The sequence below is a fragment of the Planococcus daihaiensis genome (assembly GCF_049262615.1).
Taxonomy (GTDB): Bacteria; Bacillota; Bacilli; order Bacillales_A; family Planococcaceae; genus Planococcus.
Window position 1 is genome coordinate 436,445 of the sequence record NZ_CP175504.1, and the last position, 14,723, is coordinate 451,167.

Genomic DNA, 14,723 nt, shown 5'->3' on the forward strand with positions numbered 1-14,723 from the left:
AGCGGCGCATCGGATGCGCCGCTGTCTTTTTAAATTTTTTCCATTTCAATCAATAAATCGCCTGTTGAAATGCCGTCTGCTGCATTAACGTGAATTTCCGTGATCGTTCCATCAAAAGGTGCCTGAACCGTCGTTTCCATCTTCATCGCCTCAGTAACAAGCAAATGGTCCCCACGTTTTACTTTTGCTCCTCTTTCAGCAACGACTTTCAAAACGGTTCCCGGCATGGTCGCCGCGATATGGCTTTCCTGGGTAGGATCTGCCTTCGGTTTTGCCGTGCTGTCAGTTTCCACCGTCATATCTACAATGCTCACTTCTCGTGGCTGGCCATTCAATTCAAAATAAATCGAACGGGTCCCGTCTTTCTGCGGTTCTCCGATTGAAACCATCTTAATGATCAGCGTTTTCCCTTTTTGGATTTCCACTTCGATTTCTTCTCCAAGTCTCATGCCATAGAGGAAAGTCAACGTATCGAGAACTGAAACATCTCCGAAGGTTTTATTCGTCGCGGTATATTCTTCGAAAACTTTCGGATATAATGCATATGCCAAAAGCTCATGACTGGTAACCGGCCGGTCAAGCTTTTCGAAAAGTAATTTGCCAATTTCGTCAAAGTCCGCCGGTTCGAGCAGTTCGCCCGGGCGCACTGTAATCGGTTTGCGCCCTTTCAATATCACTCCCTGCAATTCTTTAGGAAAGCCGCCATGAGGCTGGCCGATATAGCCTTCAAAGAATTCAATGACGGATTCAGGGAAGTCGATCGTTTCCCCGCGTGTGATGACCGTTTTTTCATCCAGTTCATTCTGGACCATAAACAAAGCCATATCCCCAACAACTTTAGATGAAGGCGTCACTTTTACAACATCACCGAAAAGCATATTGACACGGGAATACATTTCTTTCACATCTTCCCAGCGCATACCAAGTCCGACCGCTTTTGCCTGTTGCTGCAAATTGCTGTATTGGCCGCCCGGCATTTCGTGCACATAGATTTCAGAATGCGGGCTGTTCATGCCACTTTCAAAATCACTGTAATATTTTCGGACATCTTCCCAATAATGAGAGAGCTTTTCAGCCGATTCAATATCCATACGAACTTCACGGCCGCTGCCGCTCATTGCGTAATAGAGAGAATTTGCACTTGGTTGGGACGTCAGCCCCGCCATTGTTCCGAGGGCAGTATCCACTATATCAACACCCGCTTCGATTGCTTTGGCATACATATAAATGCCGTTGCCGCTCGTATCATGCGTGTGAAGATGAATCGGCAGGCTGACGGTATCTTTCAGCTCGGATACCAATCGATAGGCCGCTTCGGGTTTCAGCAATCCAGCCATATCTTTGATGGCCAGAATGTGAGCTCCTGAAGCCTCCAGTTCTTTCGCCATATCTTTATAATATTGAACTGTATATTTATCTCTGCTCGGATCCAGAATATCACCGGTGTAGCAGATGGCTGCTTCCGCAATTTTTCCGCTCTGCCGCACTTCATCGATGGCAACTTCCATCCCTTTGATCCAGTTCAGGCTGTCGAATATGCGGAAAACATCAATGCCGGCTTCACCGGATTTTCTTACGAAATCACGAATGACATTATCCGGATAATTTTTATAGCCTACAGCGTTTGCTCCGCGGAACAGCATCTGCAACAGGACATTCGGCATCTGCTCCCGCAATTTGATCAAACGTTGCCAAGGGTCTTCTTTCAGGAATCTATAGGAAACATCAAACGTTGCCCCTCCCCACATCTCCATTGAGAACAGGTCATGCTGCAAACGTGCAGTCTCTTTGCCGACCGCTAACATATCATGTGACCGCAGGCGGGTTGCCAATAAGGATTGATGGGCATCCCGGAACGTCGTATCCGTTAACAGAACGTCTTTCTGCTCATGGATCCAAGCCGCAAGCCCGTCTGCCCCTCTTTCATCGAAAATCTGTTTTGTGCCGGGTGGCAGCGTAGTGCTCAGATCGATTTCCGGTTTTCTCGGAGCCGCATGAATCGGTTTCTTTTTCTTTTCAATTCCAGGAAAACCGTTTACTGTTACATTCCCGATATAACTCAATAATTTGGTACCACGATCCTGCCGCACCGGGAAAAGAAACAGTTCCGGTGTGGTATCAATAAAGCTTGTATCGAATTCCCCTTTAATGAATTTCGGATGCTTTACAACATTTTCCAAAAAAGGAATATTTGTTTTAATTCCGCGAATCCGGAATTCCTGCAGATTGCGGTCCATTTTGCCTGCCGCTTCTTTGAAGGTCAAAGCCCACGTCGACAATTTTACCAGCAACGAATCATAATACGGAGAAATCACCGCGCCCTGGTAAGCATTGCCGGTATCCAAGCGCACGCCAAAACCGCCGCCCGAACGGTAAACCATCAATCTTCCGGCATCCGGCATGAAATCATTGACCGGATCTTCTGTCGTCACACGGGATTGAATCGCAAAGCCGAATAACGGCATTTTATCTTGGGACGGAATGGCAATGACATCGCCGTGAAGCTCATGCCCCCGCGCAATGTGAATCTGTGCGTGCACAATGTCGATCCCTGTGATCATTTCCGTTATCGTGTGTTCAACCTGAATCCGCGGATTTACTTCAATGAAGAAAAATTCATCGTTGGACACCAGGAATTCCACTGTTCCTGCATTTATGTAATCAATGTTTTTCATGAGTTTGACGGCTGCATCGCAAATTTCATTGCGCAATTTGTCGCTGATTGAATTGGACGGTGCGATTTCCACGACTTTTTGATGGCGCCGCTGAATCGAGCAATCCCGCTCGTAAAGATGGACAATATTGCCGGCTGTATCACCGAGAATTTGCACTTCGATATGCTTCGGTTTTTCGACAAACTTTTCAACGTACATTTCGTCGGATCCAAAAGCAGCTTTGGCTTCGGATTTTGCCCGTTCGTAAGCTGATGCCAGCTCGCTGTGGTTGCGCACAATACGCATGCCGCGTCCGCCGCCGCCAAGTGAAGCTTTGATCATTAACGGAAAACCGGCAGTTTTGCTGAATTCTTCCACTTCTTCAAGATCAGCAACCGGGCCGTCAGTTCCCGGAATGACCGGAATCCCAGCTGCAATCGCCTGTGAACGCGCTTTCACTTTATCGCCGAACATATCAAGATGCTTTGAAGTCGGTCCGATGAAAACGATGCCTTCTTCTTCACAACGGCGTGCAAAATGAACATTCTCCGATAAAAAACCATACCCCGGGTGAATGGCATCCGTTCCCGTATCTTTTGCAATGCGGATAATATCTTCAATATCAAGATAAGCATCAATCGGTTTTTTCCCTTTGCCCACCAGATAGGATTCATCCGCTTTATAGCGATGATAAGAACCACTGTCTTCTTGTGAATAGATTGCAACTGTTGGAATTTTCAGTTCTGTACATGCGCGGAATACCCTTATTGCGATTTCTCCGCGGTTGGCCACTAAAATTTTGCTAATTTTTTTCACAATGCAGCACACCCTTTATTTTTTTGTTTTTTCGTATTTGTGGAACATGGAGACATTCATTAATACTCCCATAGCTAACGATAACAAAATTACGGAAGTTCCGCCATAACTTATAAAAGGCAGCGTAACTCCAGTCAGAGGGATTATGCCCGACAAGCCGCCCAGATTGACGAAAGTTTGGATGCCAATCATGCTCGCGATACCCGCAGACAGCATGCGTGCAAGCGGGTCTTCCGTAGTCATGGCAATCAACAGGCCTTTCAATACAATAAAGAGCAAGCCGCCAATCACAAAAACTACCCCTAACACGCCGAGCTCTTCTGCAACTATCGACATGATAAAGTCCGTATGCGGTTCCGGGAGGTAGCCCAATTTTTGAATGGAGTTGCCAAGCCCCAAGCCGCCCACGCCACCCGAACCAATCGCCAGATAACCATTGACCACCTGCAAGCCGAAATTAAGCTCATCCGTAAATGGGTTTAGAAACGCTTCCAGCCGGCCCAAACGCTTTTCTGTAAAAATCATGTCCTGTGCAAAAATCACAAAAGGAATGATAAAGATGGCTGCAGCTGTGGCGACGATCCCCGCCAACTTGACGAACATCCCGAAACGAATACCACTCGAAGCCATAACACTGAGCCCCACCAAACCAATGATTCCCATCGACCCGATATCAGGCTCCATAAATACAAGGAACATCGCCAATGCCAGGATTATAACTGGCGGTATGATCGATTCATTCAGCTGGTTGATCGTTCCTTTTTTGTATTTATTGGAAAATACGCCCGCCAAATAAAAGATGAGTCCGACTTTTGCAATTTCCGAAGGCTGGATACTGGCAAAGCCGATGTAAATCCAACTTTGTGCTCCACCTCCAGCATAGCCGATAAAATGCACCAGAATCAATCCTGAGAAGATCACGAACAATACAGACATCATCATCCATTTCTTACTGAAATGCTTGTAGGGAAAGATGGCACCGATCAGGAAAACGGGAATCGCAAGCGCCAGGTTGATGAGTTGCTGATTGAAGAAATGATCCGGTTCCCAGCCGTATCGATAAACGGACCAAGCCATGCTCGCACTGTAAATCATCACCAGCCCGAACAAGGTTAACGCTAAATAGGTGAAAAGGAGAGGGTAATCAAAATTCGCGGCATAGCGCTTTATGTATTGTTTCATAGTCAAACCTCATTTTAATTATTTGATAGTAAGGATAAACCGAAGCTCCTGCTCAGCTACGCAATGTGGACGAAGAATCGCTGCTTGCAGAGTTCATATAATTTGAAATTTCTCTCTATTTTTCATTAGTAAAAAAACTCAAACAAAAATCGTTTGAGTTTGCATTATTTATTCGTGTACGCTTCGTGCAGCAATGATAATTTTTTCTCAAGCGTATCCATTAAGTTTTTACCCTCGTGTTTTTCGATCAGCCCCAGTTTCACTGCAAAATCGATTTCACGAGACAGCCCGAACATTTGCGTGTCCAGAACTTCTTCATATAAAGGGCATGATGGCAATGTCAGATTGTCCATTTGCACCTTGATCAATTGCTCTATTTTCTGCGCATCGGCTCGTAGGAGGTCCAACGCTTTATGCTGATAAGTTTGTTCTTCTGTGTGCTCCATGAGGACTCCCCCATTACTGATATTTCTTCTGTTCAACCTCTTTAAAGTGTATCTTTTAAACAGCGAAATTGCAAGTCTCCTCTTTACCGGAAGCAATCACTTTAGGAACTTGACAAAGACAGGTATACTGAAAGAAGAGCTATAATCATGATGGAGGGTTTTACTATGGAATTTATCATTCAAATCAAAGGCAACGTGAAATTTAAACTGACTCTGGATCCGACAGTATGGATCTTTGATGACCGCAAGCTGGATCTGTCGAAATACTTTACTGAAGAGCGCGTTAAGCGGGACGAACTGGAAGACTACAAGCGCGGCATGGGTGAACATTGGTCACGCGAGATTATGGAAGGTGCCACCGTGCCACCTACCTTGAATTCTGAAAAGAGATATAAAAAGCAGGAGAAACAGGAAATGCTTACCGGCACATTCGGTATTCTGTTCAAACCCTTCATTGAAAATGCAGAACCTGTTGATTCGGCAGAAACTGTCGTTTTTGAATCTTCAAACGGGGAATACAGTTTCCCTCTTGAAGCGGCGAAGGATCTGGTCCTCAAGTTCAGCCAAGAAGGAAAGCCGCTTCGCGAAGACGGCCCCGTCCATATACTGTTGCCGGACGGCAGCAATTTGGACAATCCGATAACCAATGTTACAGCCATACGGGTAGAATAGGAGTGAACCATCATGCGTGTTAAATGTGTAATGTGCGATACCATCGAAGAATTGGTGGATGATACCCTTGAGGCAAAACGCCTCAGAAACCGGCCGATCCATACTCATATGTGCAAAACCTGCAATGAGCGAATCGAATTGCGCACCAAAGAACGGCTGGCAACAGGTAAATTCCATTTTTACCGAAGTTCCCGCAAGATTGAGGAAGACTTTTGATGAAATTCCTGAAAGGTGTCTGGATCGGATTTTGGAGCGGACTGATTTTGGGTTTATTGTTCAAATGGATCCAGGCAGTAACCGGTGAAAATGTTTATCTGCTGTTATTGAATGTTGATTTCATCCCGATTATTGGAGATATTGAATGGTCAGAAATGACGGAGTTTCTGTTTCATACAGCGGTTTCCGTTGTCATCGGAGTCGTCTATGTCTATTTCGCCAAACGCCGCCCCTATACATTCGGGCAGTTGACTGTACTCAGTCTGATCATTTGTTCACCTACGTATTTTCTCTATTTTATCTTATCTTCACTGGCGATCACGGATCAGGTTCCGGGACTCACCGATTGGGAGGCCATCACCTATTGGGTTTTCGGCCATCTGGCATATTCTTTATTGCTGCCAATCTTTTATAAAATATTTGAACGCAAAAACGCTGCATCTCAATGAGATGCAGCGTTTTCGCGTTTTTCGCGCCATAAGCGGATTTTATAAAGAATCAGGATAAGCGCGGCAATGACCAGACCTTCCACAACCGGCAGGAAGAAAGCTAAGAACGTCAGCCCCAGTCCACCGACTGCCAGAAACAGGCCAATAACGATGTTTTTTCCGAGCGGCAGCTTTTTAGCAAACCCCAGTTTATAAACCATTGCCGATAACAGCAGGATTACAGCAAATAATGCGTATCCCGCTATATCGAAATTGGGCATATTCTGATAGAGCAAACGGGCTACCGGATACATATTTTCATAGACAAATGATTGATCGTCCACGGATTATACATCCTTCCATTCGATTATTCTTCGATGGCAACTTTTTTCTTTTTAGCCACTCGCTCACGTTCGTTTTTATCAAGAATCTTTTTACGCAGACGGATTGTCTGTGGTGTAATTTCGCAATACTCATCGTCGTTCAAGTATTCAAGCGCTTCTTCAAGACTCATCAAACGGGCTTTTTTCATTGTAGTTGTTTGGTCTTTGTTCGCTGAACGGATGTTTGTCGCAGCTTTGATCTTGACGATGTTTACTGTCAAATCGCTGTCACGGTTATGTTCCCCGACAATCATACCTTCGTAGATTTCAGCACCAACTTCAACAAATGCAGTTCCGCGGTCTTCGATGCCCATCAAGCCGTAAGTCGAAACTTTACCGCGCTCCATGGATACCAATACGCCCTGGCGACGTCCGCCAACACGGCCGGAAGCTACTGGCTGGTAGCTGTCAAATGTATGGTTGATGATTCCGTAACCGCGAGTCTGCGTCAGGAATTCAGTCGTGTAACCGATCAATCCGCGAGCAGGTACGTTAAATACAAGGCGAACCTGGCCACTTCCGTTGTTGATCATATCAAGCATTTCACCTTTGCGTTCACCAAGTGATTCGATGATTGCGCCAGTATATTCTTCCGGAACATCCACTTGCACACGTTCAACCGGCTCACAGCGAACGCCGTCAACCATGCGGACAATAACTTCCGGTTTTGAAACCTGGATTTCAAATCCTTCACGGCGCATATTCTCGATCAAGATCGACAAATGCAATTCCCCGCGTCCAGATACAACCCAAGCATCAGGCGAATCTGTTGGATCCACACGAAGTGAAACGTCTGTTTCCAACTGGGCATCCAAACGTTCCTGGATTTTTCTTGATGTGATGAATTTTCCTTCTTTACCTGCAAACGGGCTGTTGTTAACAAGGAAAGTCATTTGTAATGTTGGTTCATCAATGCGGAGAATCGGCAAAGCTTCCTGATGGTCCTGAGGACATACAGTTTCTCCGACGTTAATATCTTCCATACCGGAAACAGCGATCAAGTCACCAGCTTCGGCTTTTTGGATTTCAATCCGTTTAAGACCCATGAAACCATGGATTTTCGTAACACGGAAATTTTTGACTGTTCCATCAAGCTTCATCAGCGCGACAGACTGTCCGACTTCGATTGTGCCACGGAATACACGGCCAATCCCGATACGTCCAACATAATCATTGTAGTCAAGAAGCGCTACCTGGAACTGAAGTGGCTCATCTCTGTTGTCGATCGGCGCAGGTACATTGTCCAGAATTGAATCATAAAGAACCTGCATCGTCTCTTCCTGATCGGCTGGATCTGGAGAAAGGCTTGCAGTACCATTCATAGCAGATGCAAAGATGACAGGGAATTCCAACTGATCATCGTTAGCTTCCAGTTCGATGAACAACTCGATTACTTCGTCAACCACTTCTTCAGGGCGAGCGAAATCGCGGTCGATTTTATTCACGACTACAATTGGCTTAAGGTTCTGCTCAAGAGCTTTTTTCAATACAAAGCGTGTTTGTGGCATACAGCCTTCATAAGCATCGACTACTAATAGGACACCATCAACCATTTTCATGATACGTTCCACTTCTCCACCAAAATCGGCGTGTCCGGGCGTATCCAAAATGTTGATTTTCGCGTCTTTATATTGAATCGCAGTGTTTTTCGCAAGAATTGTGATTCCGCGTTCTCTTTCAATATCATTAGAATCCATCGCTCGTTCATCCATGTGTTCATTTGAACGGAAAATTCCTGACTGCTGCAGCAACTGATCCACAAGTGTCGTTTTACCATGGTCAACGTGGGCAATAATCGCAATATTTCTTAGGTCGTTTCGTAAGTTAGTCATATTTTCACTCCAATATTCTTTTTTCGTGCCTATAACTGTGCTAGTATAGCACATATGGGGAGAAAACCCTAAGATTTTATTTCAGCATCTATTAGCAGGAGGAAAATAAATGAAAAATGGAAAATGGATTTTCGTTCTCTACTCTATTGCCGCCTTGTTGGCAATGGTTGGAATTGGTCTTGCGGTGGCGTTCCGCAGCGTGCCGATGATGCTTTTGGCATTCGCTTTGCTTGGCGTCATCATGGTTTTCGGTTTCAGAAAAAAACGGGAAATGATCGAAGCCGGTTTATTGTAAAGAAAACTTTTGATTGTCGCCAGCCACGCCAAAAATCTTTTATCTTGTGATGAACTTCGATAATTTAATGCAATAACAAAAAGGATGCGAAGCCGCATCCTTTTTGTTATTTAGCCAGAATGTATTTTTCGAGTATTTCCGAATGGATGGAAGGATTCGCGGCGAGGAACGTATCCTGCTTCAACAGATTTGCCGTTGCCCCGTTTAACGTGGTCGCTATCGCCCCCACTTCTCCGGCGATGACCATGCCTCCAGCAATGTCCCATGGACTCAGCCTCATTGACAGATAGGCATCTATCCGGCCGCTGGCAAGATAAGCGAGTTCAAGAGCTGCCGATCCGTAAGACCTGACGCCGCGGACGTCCTGGATTAATTGCACAGTGCCGCTATGGTCAAAATAGGTATTCGGCACAGCCCATGTGGCGTTCATCCCAATGATGGACTCTCCGATCACCGTGTCGGCCAGCGGTCTCAGCTTTTCATCATTATAATAGGCGCCTCCACCGAGCACGCCATGATATAAATCATCATTGACCACATCGTATATGTAACCGAGTTTGCCGACTCCGTCTTCGTAAATGCCGAGTGAAATCGCAAAATTCCGTTTCTGATGAACAAAATTCATCGTTCCGTCAATCGGATCCAGCAGCCAGATAATGCCTTTGTGATCCTGGATATCATCTCCGAAGCCTTCTTCGCCGAAAATCCGATGAGCCGGAAAATCACGGTTGATGCGGGAAATGAAAAATTGCTCGATTTCTTTATCGATATTCGTCACAAGATCATTGACTTCCGACTTTGATTCTATTGAAATATCCGAAAGGAAAGAAGTGCGTATTTTATGCCCTGCTTCCTTGATGATTGATTTGATGTATCTGTCCATTTCATGCAAATCCATAAAAATCCCCTTTCTCTTCTTCTTTCAGTATAACGTCAAAAGGCACTTGCTGTCATACTCCAGCAAGTGCCTCTATAAATGAAAAGTATTAAAGCGCATGAAGTGCCTCCAGTTCCACGTGGATTTCCCGAAGCCGTTTTTTACAAATCGCAATTTCCCGCTCATTCTTTTGCTGCATGGCATCAAACAGGGAAGCAAGCTCATAATCTAGTTCCAGCTTTAAGACGTGAATATACTCTTTTTCGACATCGGCTTTGCGGATTATTTGGATCATCTGTTTCATCATTAGCACCCCTTCCCTTTTTGATTCCGATTGTTCCGATAATTAACTGCAGTTAAAGAACTTTACCCGATTGCCTTTAAACAGAAACGTCTTTCTATAATATTTTGCAAAAGTCCTGTAAAATATTATTTATGTGTCACTATAAGGAGGAAACAGCAGTATGTCTTATTGGAACCAAACGCATTTCAAGGTTTTTGAAACCCCTGGACTCGAAGCCCGAATGTCCGCGCTCATCGAAAAGGTGCGGCCAAAATTCGAAGAGCTCGGCCAACAATATGCAGCCTATTTTTCAGGCACAACCGGTGAAGAATTTCATCCGCACGTAGCCAAGCATATGCGCCGCACCGTCAATCCGCCCAATGACAGTTGGGTGGCGTTTGCTCCCAATAAACGTGGATACAAAGCGGTCCCCCATTTCCAGATTGGTCTGTGGGATAGCCATGTATTCATCATCCTGGCCGTCATCTATGAGGCCAACGGGAAATCCGTAATGGCGGAGCGTCTGCTGCAGTCTGACGCCATCAACAAGCTGCCCCGCGACATGGTCGTATCCGGAGACCATATGAAACCGGAAGCTTCCACTTTGCAAGATTTGGGTGAAGCCGGCACGGAGCAGCTGCTGCAGCGGTTACGCGATGTGAAAAAAGGGGAATTCGTCATCGGACGCCACTTGCAACGGGATGAGGCCGATCACTTGAGCAAAAGCCAATTCGACGAACTTGTTGAAAAAACGTTTGACGAATTGCTGCCGATTTACAATACAATGCTGAACAAATAGAAGACAAATAGAAACCGCAGCGGAACAATCCGCTGCGGTTTTGTGTTATTTAGTCATTTTGAGCATGGGCCCAGTCGCCGATGCTTTCAGTTCTTTGATCACCGGAAAACTGGCATAGCCGCTTTCTTCTTCAAACTCTTTGAAATACGTTTTTTCTTCTGAGATGGCCGGCACCACCTTTTTGAAATTCCGGTATCGTGCCATCATATCTTCACGGCTGATCCCTTTTTCGTAAGCCAGCTCAATTCCTTCGAAAAAAGTTACCACATCGACAATTTCATCTGTCGTCCACTCCATCGAAAAAGGATACGAATAGTCCATCCTAATATTCCTCCTCTATTCAAAGCTGCCCCATTTACGGCTGATTTCCGTAGCTTCTTCCACCATTCTATCAAATAATTCCTGAACAGTCGGCACGTCACGAATCATTCCGGTGACCTGCCCTGCCCATCCGAAGCCCTGGTCATTGCGTCCATCGTATATAAATCGTTTATTGGCTTCGCCGCTTATATATTCCTTCAGCGATTCATACGTCGGGGTTGCATGTTCAACTTCCAGGATTTTATCGGTCCAGCTGTTTTTGAGGGTCCTTGCCGGTGCACCGATGCTTCTTTTAATAATGACGGTATCGTTTTCGGTGCTGTTGAGCAAAGCATTTTTATAAACTTCTGACGCATGGACACATTCTTTCGTAGCAATAAAACGCGTACCCATTTCAACGCCTTCTGCGCCGAGTGCCAGTGCGGCCATCAATCCGCGCCCATCGCCGATGCCGCCCGAGGCAATGACAGGGATCGACACTGCATCCACCACTTGCGGGATCAACACCATAGTGCCGACATCATCCCGTCCGAGATGGCCCCCTCCTTCGTGACCGACGACCATTACGGCATCCGCACCAAGCTTCTCTGCTTTTAACGCCTGTTTACGGGCAGCCACCAGCACCAACTTCCGGATGGCAGTTCCTTCGAGCTGTTCGAAAATTGGCGTGGGGTTGCCTCCCGTCATGGAAACGACGGGCACGTTTTCTTCGATTGCGACATCGAGCATATGCGAAAATTGCCTGCCATGCTCACCAATGGCAAAATTGACGCCGAATGGTTTTGTGGTCAGTTCTCTCACTTTCCGGATTTCTGCTCTCAGTTTTTCAGGAGACTCCAGGCTCATTGCCGTAATTTGGCCGAGCCCTCCCGCATTTGAAACGGCAGCCGCCAATTCAGCGTACGCGAGATAGGCCAGCCCTCCTTGTATGATTGGTAGTTTAATCCCCAACAATTCAGTGACCCTTGTAGTTATTTGCATAATGCCACTCCTTTCTATCTGCTTCTCCTGTATTCGATGAAGACTGGCCAAATCCTTTTATTTATATAGAATAGCTTGCATCAACATGCTATAATTCACTTTGTTTTCATTTTTATAAGCGAGGTGGTAATCCATTGTCACAATTAGAAACTCCGTTATTCGATGCTTTACTGAAGCACCGAAACCGGCATCCGATACAATTCCATATTCCCGGCCATAAAAAGGGCCAGGGCGTCGATCCCGCATTCCGCGAATTTGTCGGCGATAATATTCTTTCCATAGATCTGATTAACATCGCACCGCTTGATGATCTGCATGCACCCAAAGGCGCCATCAAGAAAGCACAGGAATTGGCGGCGGAAGCGTTTGGCGCTGACCATACATTTTTCTCCGTGCAAGGCACGAGTGGCGCCATCATGACGATGATTCTCAGTGTGGTCGGACCCAACGACAAGATCCTGGTTCCGCGGAACGTCCATAAATCGATCATGTCAGCCATCGTCTTTGCGGGAGCGATCCCGATTTTCATCCATCCGGAAGTTGATCCGGAACTCGGAATTTCTCACGGCATCTCAGCCGAAGCTGTTGAAAAAGCTTTGGTGGAATACCCGGATGCAAAAGCCGTTCTCGTCATCAACCCGACTTATTTCGGCGTTGCGGCCGATCTGAAACGCATCGTCGAGATTGCCCATGCCCGCGACATCCCGGTTCTTGTAGATGAAGCGCATGGTGTCCATATTCATTTCCATAAAAGCTTGCCTGTATCCGCCATGGCGGCAGGTGCTGATATGGCTGCCACATCCGTCCATAAACTTGGCGGTTCGATGACGCAAAGTTCGGTGCTGAATGTCCGCGAAGGCTTGGTGTCGGCTAAACGCGTGCAGTCCACGCTATCCATGCTGACAACGACTTCGACATCCTATCCGATCCTCGCCTCGTTGGATACGGCGAGAAGGCAATTGGCGATTCACGGTACGGATTTGATCGACCATACGATCCGGCTGGCAACAGATGCCCGCAAGCGAATCAATAAAATCCCACATCTGCATTGCGTCGGCCGGGAGGTGCTGAAAACTTCTGCGACATTTGATATGGATCCGACAAAATTGCTGATCAGTGTCAAAAATCTCGGCATCACCGGGCATCAGGCCGAAGAATGGCTGCGGGAAAATGCCAATATCGAAATCGAGCTTTCCGATCTTTACAATATTCTGTGCCTGGTCACCATCGGGGATTCCCGAAAAGAATTGAACCTGCTCGTCAATGCGCTTCAGCGAATGAGCGAATCCTATGACAGTGAAGCCGCGGTCGTGGAACCTGTCGTCTTATTGCCGGATATTCCGCGACTTGCGATGACGCCACGTGATGCATTTTATGCCAGCACGGAAGTAGTCAAAATCGACGAAGCGGTCGGCCGGATTTCTGCCGAGTTCATCATGGTGTATCCGCCCGGCATCCCGATTTTTATTCCCGGAGAAATCATTACGCAGGAAAACATCGAATATATTCATATGAACGTCGAAGCGGGATTGCCCGTCCAGGGTCCTGAAGATGACACATTAAAATTGCTGCGCGTCATAAAAGAGCAGCTTGCCATAAGATAGAAAATCCGGAAGCTGTGGAGAATCCCACGGCTTCCGGATTTTTTTATTCTTGCACGCCTTCGATGTCGTTCGGATCGATAAAGTCATAACCTTTATCGTTCAGCCCCTGCACAATTGCCGGCAACGCTTCGGCCGACCATGCACGGTCGTGCATCAGCAGGTTAGCCCCGTTCCGCATCAATTCTGTATTGACCATGATATCAGCCAACGCGTCGGCATCCATGTATTGCTGTTCCCAGTCGTAGCCGAATGTCCAGTTCATGAGAACCATGCCTTCTTCTTCCACCAAAGCTCGGCTGAAATCGGTATTAACCCCGTGAGGCGCCCGGAAGAATTGTGGGCGTTCGCCTATGATTTCCTCAACAAGGTCACTGAGTGCAATAATTTCTTCGCGCTGCTGTTCTTCAGGTATATTTTTGAGGTTGGGATGTGAATATGTATGATTGCCGATGGCAAATCCCATCTCATGAATTTTTTTCAGGCTTTCTTTTTCTTCATCTGTGTCCAGAAAATGCCCATTGACGAAAAATATTGCCGGTACACCCAACTCTTTCAACGTTTCCGCCATAGCCACGCCATGTTTATCAGGAGCATCGTCTATAGTCAATAAAACAGCCTCTGCATTGGCATCCGCAATCGGTTCAACTGAAGCGTTAACAGGATTCACACGATACAACGGTTCTGTTTCCACCACTTCTTCCGGCTCCTCATCTGCTTCTTCAATAGCTGTTTCATCTGTAGTTTCATCTGTAGCGTCTTCGCTATTCTCTTCAGTATTTCCTCCGGCAGTGTCAGTCGCCACTTCTTCTGTATCTTCTTTTTCAGGTGCAGCTGAGCTGTCATCGCCGCTCGAACAAGCGGTCAAAAGAGCCAATCCTGCTGCCATTAAAATCCATTTTGAGTGTGTCATCTTAGTATCACCTTAGCCCTTTCG

At 46.3% G+C, this 14,723-nt stretch carries 16 protein-coding genes; 6 read left to right on the forward strand and 10 right to left on the reverse strand.

Features of this window, described 5'->3' with window-relative positions; genetic code table 11:
• Window positions 1-29: 29 nt before the first annotated feature.
• The 3 genes from pyc to DHX103_RS02170 form a co-directional block, all read right to left on the reverse strand.
• On the reverse strand, window positions 30-3,470 hold the full coding sequence (gene pyc, locus DHX103_RS02160; RefSeq protein ID WP_422123633.1) for a pyruvate carboxylase: 3,441 nt from the start codon (window positions 3,468-3,470) through the stop codon (window positions 30-32).
• Between the two features lie 15 nt (window positions 3,471-3,485).
• Complete coding sequence (locus DHX103_RS02165; RefSeq protein WP_422123634.1) at window positions 3,486-4,652, reverse strand: FtsW/RodA/SpoVE family cell cycle protein; 1,167 nt, start codon at window positions 4,650-4,652, stop codon at window positions 3,486-3,488.
• 164 nt (window positions 4,653-4,816) lie between these two features.
• A complete protein-coding gene (locus tag DHX103_RS02170) occupies window positions 4,817-5,098 on the reverse strand; it encodes a DUF1507 family protein (protein ID WP_422123635.1) in 282 nt (93 codons plus the stop codon).
• Window positions 5,099-5,263: 165 nt separating this feature from the next.
• Here DHX103_RS02170 and DHX103_RS02175 point away from each other — a divergent pair, with 165 nt between their 5' ends.
• The 3 genes from DHX103_RS02175 to DHX103_RS02185 are packed head-to-tail and all read left to right on the forward strand — an operon-like array spanning window position 5,264 to window position 6,435.
• Entirely contained in the window at window positions 5,264-5,770 is a 507-nt protein-coding gene (locus tag DHX103_RS02175; protein ID WP_422123636.1) for a peptidyl-prolyl cis-trans isomerase, read from the forward strand.
• A 12-nt stretch (window positions 5,771-5,782) separates the two neighbouring features.
• The gene (locus DHX103_RS02180; RefSeq protein ID WP_422123637.1) at window positions 5,783-5,986 is read left to right on the forward strand and encodes a YlaI family protein; all 204 of its coding nucleotides are present in this window, start codon (window positions 5,783-5,785) and stop codon (window positions 5,984-5,986) included.
• Entirely contained in the window at window positions 5,986-6,435 is a 450-nt protein-coding gene (locus DHX103_RS02185) for a hypothetical protein (protein ID WP_422123638.1), read from the forward strand. The genes DHX103_RS02180 and DHX103_RS02185 overlap by 1 nt, the downstream gene beginning before the upstream one ends.
• Here DHX103_RS02185 and DHX103_RS02190 read toward each other — a convergent pair.
• Together DHX103_RS02190 and typA are read right to left on the reverse strand one after the other, a co-directional pair.
• Window positions 6,429-6,758, reverse strand: coding sequence for a YlaH-like family protein (locus DHX103_RS02190; RefSeq protein WP_422123639.1), 330 nt, complete (start codon window positions 6,756-6,758; stop codon window positions 6,429-6,431). The genes DHX103_RS02185 and DHX103_RS02190 overlap by 7 nt on opposite strands.
• A gap of 23 nt (window positions 6,759-6,781) precedes the next feature.
• On the reverse strand, window positions 6,782-8,629 hold the full coding sequence (gene typA / locus DHX103_RS02195; protein WP_422123640.1) for a translational GTPase TypA: 1,848 nt from the start codon (window positions 8,627-8,629) through the stop codon (window positions 6,782-6,784).
• 109 nt (window positions 8,630-8,738) lie between these two features.
• Here typA and DHX103_RS02200 point away from each other — a divergent pair, with 109 nt between their 5' ends.
• Entirely contained in the window at window positions 8,739-8,924 is a 186-nt protein-coding gene (locus DHX103_RS02200; RefSeq protein ID WP_422123641.1) for a YlaF family protein, read from the forward strand.
• 106 nt (window positions 8,925-9,030) lie between these two features.
• Here DHX103_RS02200 and DHX103_RS02205 read toward each other — a convergent pair whose 3' ends face one another.
• Together DHX103_RS02205 and DHX103_RS02210 are read right to left on the reverse strand one after the other, a co-directional pair.
• Entirely contained in the window at window positions 9,031-9,822 is a 792-nt protein-coding gene (locus tag DHX103_RS02205) for an inositol monophosphatase family protein (protein WP_422123642.1), read from the reverse strand.
• A gap of 88 nt (window positions 9,823-9,910) precedes the next feature.
• On the reverse strand, window positions 9,911-10,105 hold the full coding sequence (locus tag DHX103_RS02210) for a hypothetical protein (RefSeq protein WP_422123643.1): 195 nt from the start codon (window positions 10,103-10,105) through the stop codon (window positions 9,911-9,913).
• A gap of 160 nt (window positions 10,106-10,265) precedes the next feature.
• Between DHX103_RS02210 and DHX103_RS02215 the strand changes: the two genes are divergently transcribed.
• The gene (locus tag DHX103_RS02215; RefSeq protein ID WP_422123644.1) at window positions 10,266-10,883 is read left to right on the forward strand and encodes a YktB family protein; all 618 of its coding nucleotides are present in this window, start codon (window positions 10,266-10,268) and stop codon (window positions 10,881-10,883) included.
• 45 nt (window positions 10,884-10,928) lie between these two features.
• Here DHX103_RS02215 and DHX103_RS02220 read toward each other — a convergent pair whose 3' ends face one another.
• Together DHX103_RS02220 and DHX103_RS02225 are read right to left on the reverse strand one after the other, a co-directional pair.
• A complete protein-coding gene (locus tag DHX103_RS02220) occupies window positions 10,929-11,204 on the reverse strand; it encodes a UPF0223 family protein (protein ID WP_422123645.1) in 276 nt (91 codons plus the stop codon).
• A gap of 15 nt (window positions 11,205-11,219) precedes the next feature.
• Window positions 11,220-12,185, reverse strand: a complete 966-nt coding sequence (locus DHX103_RS02225; protein ID WP_422123646.1) for an NAD(P)H-dependent flavin oxidoreductase — start codon at window positions 12,183-12,185, stop codon at window positions 11,220-11,222.
• A 134-nt stretch (window positions 12,186-12,319) separates the two neighbouring features.
• On the opposite strand from DHX103_RS02225, the gene DHX103_RS02230 reads away from it, so the two are divergent.
• On the forward strand, window positions 12,320-13,789 hold the full coding sequence (locus tag DHX103_RS02230) for an aminotransferase class I/II-fold pyridoxal phosphate-dependent enzyme (RefSeq protein ID WP_422123647.1): 1,470 nt from the start codon (window positions 12,320-12,322) through the stop codon (window positions 13,787-13,789).
• A gap of 43 nt (window positions 13,790-13,832) precedes the next feature.
• Here the strand turns inward: DHX103_RS02230 and DHX103_RS02235 are convergent, their stop codons facing one another.
• The gene (locus DHX103_RS02235) at window positions 13,833-14,699 is read right to left on the reverse strand and encodes a polysaccharide deacetylase family protein (protein WP_422123648.1); all 867 of its coding nucleotides are present in this window, start codon (window positions 14,697-14,699) and stop codon (window positions 13,833-13,835) included.
• Window positions 14,700-14,723 lie beyond the last annotated feature (24 nt).

Excerpts from the sequence above, each read along its gene's own strand:
- DHX103_RS02215 (WP_422123644.1), top strand. The coding sequence starts at position 10,266 with ATGTCTTATTGGAACCAAACGCATTTCAAGGTTTTTGAAACCCCTGGA.
- DHX103_RS02200 (WP_422123641.1), top strand. The coding sequence starts at position 8,739 with ATGAAAAATGGAAAATGGATTTTCGTTCTCTACTCTATTGCCGCCTTG.
- DHX103_RS02205 (WP_422123642.1), bottom strand. The coding sequence starts at position 9,822 with ATGGATTTGCATGAAATGGACAGATACATCAAATCAATCATCAAGGAA.
- DHX103_RS02180 (WP_422123637.1), top strand. The coding sequence starts at position 5,783 with ATGCGTGTTAAATGTGTAATGTGCGATACCATCGAAGAATTGGTGGAT.
- DHX103_RS02210 (WP_422123643.1), bottom strand. The coding sequence starts at position 10,105 with ATGAAACAGATGATCCAAATAATCCGCAAAGCCGATGTCGAAAAAGAG.
- DHX103_RS02185 (WP_422123638.1), top strand. The coding sequence starts at position 5,986 with ATGAAATTCCTGAAAGGTGTCTGGATCGGATTTTGGAGCGGACTGATT.
- DHX103_RS02165 (WP_422123634.1), bottom strand. The coding sequence starts at position 4,652 with ATGAAACAATACATAAAGCGCTATGCCGCGAATTTTGATTACCCTCTC.
- DHX103_RS02235 (WP_422123648.1), bottom strand. The coding sequence starts at position 14,699 with ATGACACACTCAAAATGGATTTTAATGGCAGCAGGATTGGCTCTTTTG.
- DHX103_RS02225 (WP_422123646.1), bottom strand. The coding sequence starts at position 12,185 with ATGCAAATAACTACAAGGGTCACTGAATTGTTGGGGATTAAACTACCA.
- DHX103_RS02175 (WP_422123636.1), top strand. The coding sequence starts at position 5,264 with ATGGAATTTATCATTCAAATCAAAGGCAACGTGAAATTTAAACTGACT.
- DHX103_RS02170 (WP_422123635.1), bottom strand. The coding sequence starts at position 5,098 with ATGGAGCACACAGAAGAACAAACTTATCAGCATAAAGCGTTGGACCTC.
- typA (WP_422123640.1), bottom strand. The coding sequence starts at position 8,629 with ATGACTAACTTACGAAACGACCTAAGAAATATTGCGATTATTGCCCAC.
- DHX103_RS02220 (WP_422123645.1), bottom strand. The coding sequence starts at position 11,204 with ATGGACTATTCGTATCCTTTTTCGATGGAGTGGACGACAGATGAAATT.